Here is a 13,049-nt window from a genome sequence, read left to right as displayed (position 1 = left end):
AGGAGCACGGCTTGTCGGCGATGGCGTCCTTGAGATCGCATTCGCCAGCAAGCTCGGCTCCTACAAGAGCCATACATAGGAGCTACCATGCCTCGTTTTGCTGCCAATCTCAGCATGCTCTACCCGGAACATGCGTTTCTGGATCGCTTCGCCGCCGCGGCTGCCGATGGTTTCGAAGCGGTGGAGTATCTGTTTCCCTACGACTACAGCGCTGAAGAACTCAAGCAACGCTTGAGCGACAACGGCCTGGTGCAGGCATTGTTCAACGCGCCGCCCGGTGATTGGGCGGCGGGCGAGCGGGGCACGGTGTCGTTGCCGGGCCGTGAGAGCGAGTTTCGTAGCGGTTTTGATCGTGCCCTGGAATACGCCAGCGTGCTGGGTAACTCACGCATCCATGTGATGGCCGGCCTGCTGCCATCCGAGAGTGATCGGGCACGGCATCACGCCATTTATCTGGAAAACCTGGCCTATGCCACCGCCCAAGCGGCGAAGGTCGGCATCACGGTACTGCTGGAACCGATCAATACACGAGACATGCCGGGCTTTTTCCTCAACCGGCAGGATCAGGCCCAGGCCATTTGCAAGGAAGTAGGCGCCAGTAACCTAAAGGTTCAGTTCGACTGCTACCACTGCCAAATCGTTGAAGGCGACCTGGCCACCAAACTGCGTCGGGACTTCGATGGTATCGGCCATATCCAGATCGCCGGCGTGCCGGACCGGCATGAACCGGACCTGGGAGAAGTCAACTATCCCTATCTGTTCGAGCTGATCGACCAGTTGGGCTATGACGGCTGGGTAGGGTGCGAATATCGGCCGCGTGGCAACACGTCTGCCGGCTTGCAGTGGTTGCGGGAATGGAAGGCGCGCTAAGCGCAACAGAGAAGGGAAAGGGGGCTCTGCTGGATGCAGGAGCCCGTTTTTTTTAGACCGGAGGATTGTCAGACGGCAGCAACAGATCGACTCCCTGCTTGCGAATGCCATCGGCCGCGGCCGGGGTCAACGCATCGTCGCTGAGGATAATGTCGAACTGTTCTAGCCCGGCAATCTTGTACATGCTGAATGTGCCGTACTTCGAACTGCTGGCCACCAGCACCACTTGCGAAGCCGATTGCATCGCAGCTTGTTTCACCTCCACCTTCAGCGCCGAAGGCGTGGTGAGGCCGCGACGCAAATCCCATGAGCTGGTCGATATGAACGCAATATCCGTGACGACCTGGCGCAAGGTGGCAACCGCCAGGCCGCCCACGCACGATTGATTGGAGTGATCCAGCTGCCCGCCGGTATGAATTACCGTGACATGGGGGGCTTCGATCAGCGCCTGGACAATGCCGAAGTCGTTAGTCACCACGGTCATGCCGGACAGCGCCTTGATGTAGGGGACGATTTCCAGTGTGCTGGTTCCCGCATCCAGGTAAATCGTCATATCGGCATGCAGTAGCCGGGCGGCGAGCCTGGCCATGGCCTGCTTCTGCGGCAACTCGACGACCGCCTTGAACTGATGGCTGGGCTCACTATGGAGCTGGCTGGCGATCCGCACCCCACCCGTTACCGAATAAGCACGACCTTCCTGCTCCAGCAGCGCGATATCGCGACGTATGGTCATGTGCGAACAGTCGAACATTTCCATCAACTGGTGCACGCTCAGCACCTGATGCTTGCGCAACTGTCGCAGCATCAATTCACGGCGCTGCTCAGGAATCATCGGTGCGCCGCTTTCGGCGGCGATGTCCTTTTGATTAGGCATTCGGGCTCCAGATTAAGGAAAGCTGACGGTATCGCTAACGGTCAAACATAGTAGCGAATCTGTGGCGGGATCAGTAGCGCGGCGATGTGACGGGGCCTGGCGACAAAGGCTGTCACTCTGGCTTGTTTGGTGCTTGGGACTAAAATTGAGCCACGTTTCGCGTGGAGAGGGCTTCCTGCTCTTTCGATATGTAGCGAGTGAAGGCACAATGCGCATCCTTTTTTGGCTGGCCTTGCCGGAGGCGCCTCGAAATGATCAAAACGCCGTACTACCTCATCGATAAACAAAAGCTGCTGGCGAACATGCAGAAGATCGCCTATGTGCGCGAACAGTCCGGGGCCAAGGCGCTCCTGGCACTCAAGTGCTTCGCCACCTGGTCGGTGTTCGACCTGATGCAGCAATACATGGACGGCACCACGTCGTCGTCGCTCTACGAGCTCAAGCTCGGTCGACAGAAGTTCGCGGGCGAGACCCATGCCTACAGCGTGGCCTGGGCCGACGACGAGATCGAGGAGATGCTCGATAACTGCGACAAGATCATCTTCAACTCCATCAGCCAGTTGCAGCGCTACGCCGAAGCTTCAGCAGGCAAGGTGCGCGGCCTGCGGGTCAATCCTCAGGTGAGCAGCTCGGATTATCTGCTGGCCGACCCTGCGCGACCGTTCAGCCGTCTGGGCGAGTGGGACCCGGTGAAGATCGAGCAGGTCATCGAGCAGATCTCTGGCTTCATGTTCCACAACAACTGCGAGAACGGTGATTTCGGCCTGTTCGATCAGATGCTGTGCACCATCGAAGAACGCTTCGGCGACTTGCTGCACAAGGTCGAGTGGGTCAGCCTCGGTGGCGGTATCCATTTCACGGGCGAAGGCTACGCGCTGGACGAGTTCTGCGCGCGCCTCAAGGCTTTCTCGCAAAAATACGGCGTGCAGGTTTACCTGGAACCGGGCGAAGCGGCCATCACGCAGAGTGCGTCGCTGGAAGTCACCGTGCTCGACACCCTCTACAACGGCAAGAACCTGGCGGTTGTGGACAGCTCCATCGAAGCGCATATGCTCGATCTGTTGATCTATCGCCTGAATGCCAAGCTCGCACCTAGCGATGGCGAACACACCTACATGGTGTGCGGCAAATCCTGCCTGGCCGGAGACATTTTCGGTGAGTATCAATTTGATCGTCCGCTGGCTATCGGGGATCGGCTGTCGTTCATCGACGCGGCGGGTTACACCATGGTCAAGAAGAACTGGTTCAACGGCCTGAAAATGCCGTCCATCGTAGTGAAACAACTCGACGGTACAGTCGAGGTGGTTCGTGAGTTTGGTTACAACGACTACATGTCCAGCCTTTCGTAAGCTGGCAGATAAGGAGAGAGAGAAAAATTGAAGAAGAACGTGCTTATCATTGGTGCAGGAGGTGTCGCCAAGGTGGTGGCCCACAAGTGCGCGCAGCACAACGATGAACTCGGTCGTATTGCTATCGCGTCGCGCAACATCTCCAAGTGCCAGGCCATCATCGACAGCGTCAAGGCCAAGGGCAGCCTCAAAGTGCCCGCCGAAATCCTGGCCTTCTCGCTGAACGCCCTGGATGTCGAAGCGACCAAGGCGCTGATCCGCGAAACCGGATCGCAGATCGTCATCAACGTCGGTTCCGCCTTCCTCAACATGTCGGTGCTACGCGCCTGCATCGATACCGGCGTGGCCTATCTGGATACCGCCATCCACGAAGAGCCGGGCAAAATCTGCGAAACGCCGCCCTGGTATGGCAACTACGAGTGGAATCACCTCGAAGAGTGCAAAGAGAAGAACATTACCGCCATTCTCGGCGTGGGCTTCGACCCGGGTGTGGTCAACGCCTATGCAGCACTGGCGCAACAACAGTATTTCGACCGCATTGACTCGATCGACATTCTCGACGTCAACGCCGGTTCCCATGGCAAGTATTTCGCCACCAATTTCGACCCGGAAATCAACTTCCGCGAATTCACCGGACAAGTGTGGAGCTGGCAGAACAGTCAGTGGACCAGCAACACAATGTTCGAAGTCAAACGCACCGACGATCTGCCGGTCGTAGGCGCGCAGAACCTGTACCTGACCGGCCACGATGAAGTGCACTCGCTGTCGAAGAACCTCGACGTGCCCAACGTGCGTTTCTGGATGAGCTTCGGCGAGCACTACATCAATGTGTTCACCGTGCTCAGGAACCTCGGCCTGCTCTCCGAGCAACCGGTCAAGACCGCCGAAGGCCTGGAAGTCGTGCCGCTGAAAGTGGTCAAGGCCGTGCTCCCTGATCCGAGCTCGCTGGCGCCTGGCTACACCGGCAAGACCTGCATCGGCGACCTGGTCAAGGGCACCAAGGATGGCCAGCCGCGCGAAGTGTTCATCTACAACGTGGCTGATCATGAAGACGCTTACGCGGAAACTGACAGCCAGGGCATTTCCTATACCGCAGGCGTGCCGCCCGTGGCAGCAGCCTTGCTGGTCGCCCGTGGCGAGTGGGACGTGCAGCGCATGGCCAACGTCGAGGAGCTTCCGGCTGAGCCATTCCTCAAGGCGCTGGATGTGATGGGCCTGCAGACCCGCATCAAGGACGAGAATGGAGATCGTCCCTGGAGCTGAAACGTTTGAGGCTCGCAACAGACAGGTGAGCCGAGTTTCCCGCTCCATACGCAAAAACGCCGCTCTTTGAGCGGCGTTTTGGTTTGTGCGTAATCAGCTGTTGCTAGGGAAGGCGAACTGCGCCGCCTCGAGGCTTGCACGTTGTGGCCAGCGTTGGGTAATCGCCTTGCGACGGGTATAGAAACGCACACCATCCGGGCCATAGGCATGCAGGTCACCGAACAGTGAGCGCTTCCAGCCACCGAAACTGTGGTACGCCACTGGAACCGGCAGCGGCACGTTGACGCCGACCATCCCGACTTCGATTTCATCGCAAAACAATCGGGCTGATTCACCGTCACGGGTAAAGATGCAGGTGCCGTTGCCGTACTCGTGCTCGTTGATTAGCTGCATCGCCTCTTCCAGGCTGCTAACCCGGACAACGCACAGCACCGGGCCGAAGATCTCTTCTTTATAGATGCGCATGTCTGGCGTGACGCGATCGAACAGGCAGCCACCGAAGAAGTAGCCGCCTTCGTTACCGGCAACCTTCAACCCACGGCCATCGACGACCAACTGAGCGCCAGCCTGCACGCCGTCTTCGATGTATCCGGTTACTTTGTCCAGGTGTGCGCCAGTAATCAGCGGGCCCATATCCAGACCACTATTCGTACCTGCACCGATTTTCAGGGCGTTGATCTGCGGTACCAGTTTGCTGACTAGCGCATCCGCCACCTGGTCACCCACACACACGGCCACCGAAATCGCCATGCAGCGTTCACCCGCCGAACCAAAAGCCGCGCCCATCAGGGCACTGACCGCGTTATCCAGGTCCGCATCCGGCATCAGCACTGCGTGGTTCTTCGCTCCGCCCAAGGCCTGTACACGCTTGCCGCGCTTGGTGGCTTCGGAATAGATATATTCGGCAATCGGCGTAGACCCCACAAAACTCAGCGCTTTGACTTCCGGCGCTTCAATCAGCGCGTCCACCGCTTCCTTATCGCCGTGCACCACGTTCAGCACGCCTTTTGGCAGACCGGCGTCCAACAGCAATTGAGCAATCAGCAGCGTCGAGCTTGGATCACGCTCGGACGGTTTGAGGATAAAGCAGTTGCCGCAGACGATCGCCAGCGGATACATCCACAACGGCACCATGGCCGGGAAGTTGAACGGGGTAATACCGGCCACCACACCCAATGGCTGGAAATCCGACCAGGCATCGATACGCGGACCGACGTTGCGACTGTACTCGCCCTTGAGAATTTCCGGAGCCGAGCAGGCGTATTCGACGTTTTCAATACCGCGCTTGAGCTCGCCAGCAGCGTCTTCCAGCGTTTTGCCATGCTCTTCGCTGATCAACTGAGCGATACGTGCTTCGTTCTGCTCAAGCAGTTGCTTGAAACGGTACATCACCTGCGCACGTTTGGCCGGCGGGGTATTGCGCCAGGCTGGAAAGGCCAACCTGGCGGAGTCGATGGCCTGTTGCACGGTTGCGCGGTCAGCAAGGCCGAGCGTATGGATAACCTCGCCAGTGGAAGGGTTGTAGACATTGCAAGTACGCACACCGCTGACGATGCGCTCTGCGTGAATCAAATGAGGGATGGTAGCCATTGTTGTTTTGCTCTCGTTTTGATGTCCTGGGTTAGCCAGGCTTTAACCGATAAAGTGTCCCGCTTGTACATAGAAGCGGGACAGGTGGCCAAAATTGATGCGCTGCAGAACCGTGGTAGCGTCAGAGATCATCGGCGGCTAAACGGTTCACCGTTTCGCCGCCGTACAGCACGCAATCTCGCAACGCTGTTGCCCGCGTGAGGTAGTGCCCGGCAAAGTAGCGAGCGACGACGATTTTCGCGCCGTAGAAACTCGGGTCTTCGGCGAGCCGTGGCTCGCTGATCAGCAGGGCGCGCGCCAGTTGCCAGCCGCTGACCAATATCCCGCACAGTGTCAGGTAAGCGACGCCCTCGGCGTAAACCGCCTGGGCTGAACTACGATGGTGTTCAACCACATGGTCCACCACCGTCTCAAAGGCCAATCGAGCCTGTTGCAACGGACCGTGAACGGCCCGAGCATCCGGGTTGCCACTGGCGAGCAGTTGCTTCTCGGTTTCCTCGATGTAACTGGCCAGCAATCGCGCTACTGCGCCTTGATCGCGCGCCGTCTTGCGACCGATCAGATCATTGGCTTGAATGGCGGTGGTCCCTTCGTAAATCGGCAAAATCCGCGCATCTCTGAAATGCTGAGCGGCGCCGGTTTCCTCGATGAACCCCATACCACCATGGACTTGTATGCCCAGACTGGTCACTTCCTGGGCCATCTCGGTGCACCAGCCCTTGATGATGGGTACCAAAAACTCATAGAGCGCCTGATGTTGCTGTCGTTGCCGGGGATCTGCATGACAGGCCGCCAGGTCGCCATGCGCTGCCGTCATATAGGCGGCCGCCCGGCTGCCTTCGGTCAACGCGCGCATGTCCAGGAGCATGCGTTTGACGTCGGGATGCTCAATGATCGCAACGGATTTATGGCTACTGTCCAATGCCCGGCCCTGAACGCGTACTCGTGCATAGGCAGTCGCCTGCTGTCGGGCACGTTCGGCGATGGCGACACCTTGCATGCCGACGGCATAACGCGCCGAGTTCATCATGATGAACATGTATTCCAGGCCGCGGTTCTCCTCGCCGATCAGGGTGCCAATGGCACCGCCATGATCGCCAAACTGCAGGATCGCCGTGGGGCTGGCCTTAATCCCCAGCTTGTGTTCCAGGCTCAGGCACTCTATGTCGTTACGTACATTCAGACGGCCGTCTGCATCTTGCAGAAACCTGGGAACCACAAACAGGGAAATGCCTTTGACGCCTTCTGGCGCGCCAGGTACGCGGGCCAGTACTAAATGCACGATATTGCTCGCCATATCGTGCTGCCCATAGGTGATGAAAATCTTGCTACCGAATACACGATAGCGACCATCATCAGTCGGCTCGGCACGACTTCGCAAAAGGGACAGATCCGAGCCCGCCTGAGGTTCAGTCAGGTTCATGGTGCCGGTCCATTCTCCCGATATCAGGCGTGGCAAATAGTAATCTTGCTGTTCCTTGCTGCCGGCCGTTAGCAAGGCTTCGATCGCACCATCGGTCAACAGTGGGCACAGAGCAAAAGACATGTTGGCTGAATTGAGCATTTCATTGCAGGCCGTGCTGACCAGTTTCGGCAACCCTGCGCCACCAAATCGGGTGGGGTGCGCCAGCGCCTGCCAACCACCGGCGGCAAATTGGGCGAAGGCTTCCTTGAAGCCGGAAGGGGTCAACACTTCGCCTGCGACCAACCGGCACCCTTGAACATCGCCAGCGTGATTGAGTGGTGCGATCACCTGTGAAGTGAATTTCGCCGATTCATCGAGCACCGCACTCGCCATATCGGGACTTGCGTCCTCCATTCCAGGGTGTCGAGCGATGGCCGCCAGGTCTGCCAACTCATTGATGACGAAGCACATCTCTTTAACTGGGGCTTGATAGCTCATCAGTAGCTCCTTGGAGTCGTTCAGATAGTTAATGTTGCGCTGCTGAATTGGCGCCCCAACCCGTTTCGGCGCGTACGTTTTGCGGTTCGAACGCAGTTCTTTCAAGGTTTGCAGCTGCGCTGCGGTCAAGGCATGAAACTACCCAGGCGATACCGAAGGCCAAGGGCATCGAGAACAGCGCGGGGTAGTCGAAAGGGAAGAGGGCTTCGGGGTGATGCAGCACTTTGACCCACACACCGGGAGACAGCACAACCAAGGCAACAGAGCTGACAAGGCCGGCCAGGCCGCCACAAATGGCGCCCCTGCTAGTCAATCCTTTCCAATACATGGCAAGCAGCAGTACCGGGAAATTCGATGAGGCGGCGATGCCGAAGGTCAGCGCAACGAGAAACGCCACATTCTGGCCTTTGAAGACAATCCCCAATGCAATGGCGACCAAACCCAAGCCTATCGTTGCCCAGCGGCTGACACGCATTTCTTTAAGGCTGGAGGATTTCCCCTTGCACAGGACATTGGCATACAGGTCATGGGAGAGGGCTGAAGCACCGGCCAGGGCCAGGCCGGAAACGACGGCAAGGATGGTGGCAAAGGCCACGGCGGCGAGGAACCCAAACATCAGATCACCACCTAGCGCCTGGGCCAGGTGCATGACCGGCATATTGCTGCCACCGAGTAGCGTGCCGCCTATAATCCCCTGTTCAAAGAATCTCGGTTGTTGTCCGACGATGCTGATCGCTGATATTCCCAGCACGCAGACCACGATGAAGAACAGCCCGATCAAACCGGTGGCCACAAAAACCGACTTCCGCGCTGCTTTGGCATCCGGGACGGTAAAGAACCGCATCATGATGTGTGGCAGGCCTGCCACTCCAAACACCAAACCCAGCGCCATCGAGAACATGGACAGCGGATCACTGGCGAACTTCAACGGCCCGAGTATTGCGCTACCGCTCTGGTGACTGGCAACCGCGCTGTCCACCATGCGCTCCAGGCTGAAGCCGAAGTGCTTGAATGCAAGCAGTGTCAGAAACAGGCCGCCGCCGAGCAGCAGGACAGCCTTGATGATTTGCACCCAGGTCGTGGCGACCATGCCGCCGAATGTCACGTATACCACCATCAACACGCCGACGCAGATGACCGCGACCTCGTAATCGAGCCCGAACAACAGGTTGATCAACTGACCCGCGCCGACCATTTGTACGATCAAATAAAAACTGACGATGATCAGCGAACTGCAGGCAGAAAACACCCGTGTGCCCACTGGGTCGAGGCGATAGGAAATGATGTCGGCGAGGGTGAAGCGTCCAAGGTTGCGCAGTCGCTCAGCCATCAAAAACATGATCAACGGCCAACCCAGAAATGCGCTGACGCAATAGATCATACCGTCGAAGCCAGTGCTGTAGACCATGCTTGAAACACCAAGCAAAGTCGCTGCCGACATATAGTCCCCAGCAATCGCGAAGCCGTTTTGTATGCCGCTGATTCCACCCCCCGCCGTATAAAAGTCGGACGTCGAGCGTGTGCGTCCGGCCGCCCAGTAGGTGATGCCGATCGTGGTGACCACGAAAGCCATGAAGATCACAATCGCCGTCATATTTGGCTCGCGGGTGCTCTGAAGCGAGGCCTGTGCTACCGCCACGAAGCTGACGGCGCAAAGCAGGCTGAATAACGATACTCGAGTGATGAGCTTCATGGCCGTACTCCCTTAAGCAGCGCCTCGGTCAACTTGTCGAACTGGTTATTTGCGCGCAGCACGTAGAGGCCTGTCAGCAACCATGAACCGACAATCAGGATTAATGCAGCCCAGATTCCGAGGGTCAGGCTGCCGCTGCTCAGGGGCACCTGTGTCAGCAGCTGCGGTTGCCACGATACTGAAACGATGAACAGGGAGTAGAGGCCCAGCACCACGGCGCTAAGGGTAAAGGCCAGTCGGCTGCGGCTCAGCACCAGGGAGTGATACAGAGGGTTTTCGCGGATTTTCTGATAAACGAGATTCGATGACATGCTGCTGCTCCTTAATACCTGAGAGGTGATCGGGTGGAGTTTTTTGTTATGGTCCTGCCACGACGGTGGCAGGTGATGCATTGCGGCCTTGAACGGCCTCAGACTCTGACTTTTTCGGTGCGCTTCTCGACAAAGTCTCCAAGACGCCGCTGAACATCGTGTCCGGTCTGGACCACTGCAGCCATCAAGCCCTCGGCGAAGAGACCGTCGGTTGAGGACATGTCGGCAATACGGTTGATTGAGCTGACGATGGCGTAGTTGGACAGCGCTGCGTTCGTGGCAATACGTTCGGCCAACTCGATGGCCCGTTCGAGTACATCCTCGCCTGGCTCGCACAAGTAATGGGCTAGACCCAATCGATGCCCCTCGCGTGCATCGAGTGCGCGTCCAGTCAGCATCATCTCGACCATCCGGTTGGCGGAGATGATTCGTGCCACGCGCACGGTGGCGCCACCCCCAGTAAAAATGCCGCGCTGGCCTTCGGGTAGAGCGAAGTAGGTGGTGGCGTCTGCCACCCGCACGTGGGCTGCGGAGGCGAGCTCCAGTCCACCGCCGACAACCGCCCCCTGCATGGCCGCAATCACCGGAATGCCGCCATGCTGAATTTTGTCAAAGGCGCGGTGCCATGACTGACATACACGCATGAAATCAATCGCCGAGCGTTCTTTATCGTGGTGTTCTTTAAGGTCCAGGCCCGCACAGAAATGTGGGCCCGCAGCAGCCAGTACGATGGCGCGCACGTTCGTTGGAACAGTGGAGAAGAAATCATCCAGGGCGGCAATCGCCTGTTCATCCAACGCGTTGCGTTTCTGTGAACGATTGAGCGTGACGATCGCGATGGTGTCGCGCAGTTCGATTTTCAGGAAGGGCTCGTTCATACAGGCTCCAGATAGCAGTGAAGGGTCAGGCTTTTGCCTGGATTAGGGGAGGGTTCTGTGTCTCGCCACCTGTCGATGACTGGCGCGAGTAGTGATCGCGATACCGCTCGCGCAGGGCGAGTTTGAATAGCTTGCCGGTGGCGGTCAGTGGCATGTCCTCGATGAACAGAACGTCATCGGGTATGCACCACTTGGCAACTTTGTGTTCGAAGAAAGCCAGCAACTCAGCGGCATCGACTTGCGCGCCAGGCTTGGCAACAGCGATCAGCAGAGGGCGTTCACCCCAGCGTTGGTGATCGCAGGAAATACAGGCGGCCATGTGGATCTTGGGATGGGCCATGGCGATGTTTTCCAGGTCGATGGAGGAGATCCACTCGCCACCAGACTTGATGACATCTTTGCAGCGGTCGGTGATCAGCAGATAACCGTCTTCGTCGATGGTGGCCATGTCACCGGTGTCGAACCAGCCTTCGCTCAATGCCTTCGAGTCGCTCTGGTAGTAATCACGGACCACCCAATTGCCACGCACCATAAGGTTGCCTGGGTGTTGTCCATTTCGTGGCTGGGCTACGCCGCCTTCATCGACCGTGCGCATTTCGATGCCGAACAACTCGCGCCCTTGCTTGGCCAACACCTGGATCTTGGTTTGATCGTCCTCGCCCTCGTGCTTGGGCAGCAGACGGCAAGCGGTACCCAGGGGGGACACTTCGGTCATGCCCCAGGAATGAGTGACATCGACGCCGAGCTCATGGAGTGCACTGAACATCGCTGGTGGACAGGCTGATCCTCCGATGTAGGCTCTGCGCAGGGTCCGCGGACGCTGACCTGTGGCCTGAAGGGTTTCGATGTAGCCCTGCCAGACGGAAGGCACGCCCGCTGAAAAGGTCACGCCTTCGCCATCACAGAGTGCTTGCAGAGATGCGCCATCCAGCCGGCTGCCTGGCAGGACCAGTTTCGAACCCGCCATCAGTGCCGTATAGGGCAGTCCCCAGGCGTTGACGTGAAACATGGGCACCAGCGGCAGTACCACGTCATGGGCGGAGATACCCATTGCGTCGGGATGGGAGGCTGCGTATGCCTGAAGCAGCGTGGAACGGTGGGAGTACAAGACGCCCTTGGGTTGCCCGGTGGTGCCCGAGGTGTAGCACAGACTCGAGGCGGTGTTCTCATCGAACTCAGGCCAGTGCTCAAGGGCGCAGGCTTGGCGAAGCAATGCCTCATAACTCAGAGAGCTTTCGGCATGGTCTATGTCGGTTAGCGCGATCCAGTGGCGCACGCTTGGACATTGTTCGGTGATCTGAGCGATCAGGGCTGCGAAGCCGATGTCGTAGCACACCGCGACGTCCTGAGCATGATTGATGATGTAGACAATCTGCTGAACATGCAGCCTGGGATTGATGGTGTGGCAGACCGCGCCAAGTCCTGAAACACCGTAGTAGATTTCCAGATGGCGATAGCCGTTCCAGGCCAGTGTCGCGACCCGATCACCCTGAGTGATTCCCAGCCCCAGAAGTGCGCCCGCCAGTTGTTTGGTGCGTTGCTCGCAGTCGGCATAGGTATAACGATGGAGACTGCCATCCGAAAGCTGTGACACCACTTCATGGCTACCGGAATTACGCGCCGCGTGGGTGATGATCGAAGAAATGAGAAGAGGTTGAGTCATCATTCCGCCATGTAACAGCATGATTAAGTCTCCATTATTTTTATTAGTGGGCAGTCTTTTAGGCGGCCGCATAGAGTGTTTCAGTGAGTGGCAGAATTGCATTAGCTGCCACTGTGCTGGGGTCTGTTAAATGGTGGCTTTTGGCTGATGCCGCCTTAACCATTGGGATAGCTACACCTTAGTCTTTGAGGGATGGGGTTAGAAATAACCCGATCCGCCGATTTATTTGCATATCGCGCCAAACGTTTTCGAGGCGCAGTTCGCTTTGGGGGATGAGTGACCCTTGGGGCAAATGGGTGATGTGAGGAGGGGGCGGGGTGTTGCCCGCAAGCGCAGCATCTCTGCTGCGTTCGTTAACGGGATGAGCCCGGTTGATTAGCCGAGAGAGCCTGAGGCATGAGTCGCCTGTAACGCGCTTTGCAGGGCACTCATCACCATGTCTTGCAGCAGCTGGCGGCGTGCACCCTTGCTTGCCTGGGGCTCCCCAACCCAGGCCGGCAATTGGTTGAGGAGGGAGACGATGCCGCTCAAGGTGGCACGCCGGGTGGCACTGGTCGGTTTACCGGTGAGCTGCTCGACAACGTCCACCAGGTGTTCCTCGTAGCGTCGGCGCAGGGTCAGGATCAAGGCCTGTTGTTCGCTGCTCAGGCAATGG

General features: G+C 58.0%; 10 protein-coding genes and 1 pseudogene. 3 read left to right on the top strand and 8 right to left on the bottom strand.

The window, feature by feature from the left end; genetic code table 11:
• Positions 1-87 precede the first annotated feature (87 nt).
• Complete coding sequence (otnI, locus tag VD17_RS19425) at positions 88-870, top strand: 2-oxo-tetronate isomerase (protein WP_046055214.1); 783 nt, start codon at positions 88-90, stop codon at positions 868-870.
• Positions 871-922: 52 nt separating this feature from the next.
• Here otnI and VD17_RS19420 read toward each other — a convergent pair whose 3' ends face one another.
• On the bottom strand, positions 923-1,744 hold the full coding sequence (locus VD17_RS19420; RefSeq protein ID WP_046055213.1) for a DeoR/GlpR family DNA-binding transcription regulator: 822 nt from the start codon (positions 1,742-1,744) through the stop codon (positions 923-925).
• A 251-nt stretch (positions 1,745-1,995) separates the two neighbouring features.
• Between VD17_RS19420 and nspC the strand changes: the two genes are divergently transcribed.
• A complete protein-coding gene (gene nspC / locus VD17_RS19415) occupies positions 1,996-3,093 on the top strand; it encodes a carboxynorspermidine decarboxylase (protein ID WP_046055212.1) in 1,098 nt (365 codons plus the stop codon).
• Between the two features lie 27 nt (positions 3,094-3,120).
• Complete coding sequence (locus VD17_RS19410; protein ID WP_046055211.1) at positions 3,121-4,356, top strand: saccharopine dehydrogenase family protein; 1,236 nt, start codon at positions 3,121-3,123, stop codon at positions 4,354-4,356.
• Between the two features lie 93 nt (positions 4,357-4,449).
• On the opposite strand, the gene VD17_RS19405 is transcribed toward VD17_RS19410, so the two are convergent.
• The 7 genes and pseudogenes from VD17_RS19405 to VD17_RS19375 form a co-directional block, all read right to left on the bottom strand.
• A complete protein-coding gene (locus VD17_RS19405) occupies positions 4,450-5,946 on the bottom strand; it encodes a CoA-acylating methylmalonate-semialdehyde dehydrogenase (protein WP_046055210.1) in 1,497 nt (498 codons plus the stop codon).
• A gap of 121 nt (positions 5,947-6,067) precedes the next feature.
• Complete coding sequence (locus tag VD17_RS19400) at positions 6,068-7,849, bottom strand: acyl-CoA dehydrogenase (RefSeq protein WP_046055209.1); 1,782 nt, start codon at positions 7,847-7,849, stop codon at positions 6,068-6,070.
• A gap of 28 nt (positions 7,850-7,877) precedes the next feature.
• Positions 7,878-9,542: a cation/acetate symporter ActP gene (actP, locus tag VD17_RS19395; RefSeq protein WP_052962719.1), complete on the bottom strand. Its 1,665-nt coding sequence runs from the start codon at positions 9,540-9,542 to the stop codon at positions 7,878-7,880.
• Complete coding sequence (locus VD17_RS19390) at positions 9,539-9,853, bottom strand: DUF485 domain-containing protein (protein WP_046055208.1); 315 nt, start codon at positions 9,851-9,853, stop codon at positions 9,539-9,541. Before VD17_RS19390 ends, actP begins: the two co-directional genes overlap by 4 nt.
• Before the next feature lie 98 nt (positions 9,854-9,951).
• Positions 9,952-10,731 carry a crotonase/enoyl-CoA hydratase family protein gene (locus VD17_RS19385; RefSeq protein WP_080932042.1) on the bottom strand — a complete coding sequence of 260 codons (780 nt, stop codon included), beginning with the start codon at positions 10,729-10,731 and terminating at the stop codon, positions 9,952-9,954.
• Between the two features lie 25 nt (positions 10,732-10,756).
• Positions 10,757-12,394: a long-chain-fatty-acid--CoA ligase gene (locus tag VD17_RS19380; protein WP_311132809.1), complete on the bottom strand. Its 1,638-nt coding sequence runs from the start codon at positions 12,392-12,394 to the stop codon at positions 10,757-10,759.
• A 375-nt stretch (positions 12,395-12,769) separates the two neighbouring features.
• A pseudogene (locus VD17_RS19375) lies at positions 12,770-13,049 on the bottom strand (TetR/AcrR family transcriptional regulator); the annotation flags it as partial.

This window comes from Pseudomonas fluorescens, assembly GCF_000968015.1.
In the GTDB taxonomy this organism is placed as follows: Bacteria; Pseudomonadota; Gammaproteobacteria; order Pseudomonadales; family Pseudomonadaceae; genus Aquipseudomonas; species Aquipseudomonas fluorescens_W.
The sequence above is the reverse complement of the archived record's forward strand: the minus strand, read 5'-3'. Positions and strand labels throughout refer to the sequence as shown.

Excerpts from the sequence above, each read along its gene's own strand:
- otnI (WP_046055214.1), top strand. The coding sequence starts at position 88 with ATGCCTCGTTTTGCTGCCAATCTCAGCATGCTCTACCCGGAACATGCG.
- VD17_RS19420 (WP_046055213.1), bottom strand. The coding sequence starts at position 1,744 with ATGCCTAATCAAAAGGACATCGCCGCCGAAAGCGGCGCACCGATGATT.
- nspC (WP_046055212.1), top strand. The coding sequence starts at position 1,996 with ATGATCAAAACGCCGTACTACCTCATCGATAAACAAAAGCTGCTGGCG.
- VD17_RS19405 (WP_046055210.1), bottom strand. The coding sequence starts at position 5,946 with ATGGCTACCATCCCTCATTTGATTCACGCAGAGCGCATCGTCAGCGGT.
- VD17_RS19400 (WP_046055209.1), bottom strand. The coding sequence starts at position 7,849 with ATGAGCTATCAAGCCCCAGTTAAAGAGATGTGCTTCGTCATCAATGAG.
- actP (WP_052962719.1), bottom strand. The coding sequence starts at position 9,542 with ATGAAGCTCATCACTCGAGTATCGTTATTCAGCCTGCTTTGCGCCGTC.
- VD17_RS19390 (WP_046055208.1), bottom strand. The coding sequence starts at position 9,853 with ATGTCATCGAATCTCGTTTATCAGAAAATCCGCGAAAACCCTCTGTAT.
- VD17_RS19385 (WP_080932042.1), bottom strand. The coding sequence starts at position 10,731 with ATGAACGAGCCCTTCCTGAAAATCGAACTGCGCGACACCATCGCGATC.
- VD17_RS19380 (WP_311132809.1), bottom strand. The coding sequence starts at position 12,394 with ATGACTCAACCTCTTCTCATTTCTTCGATCATCACCCACGCGGCGCGT.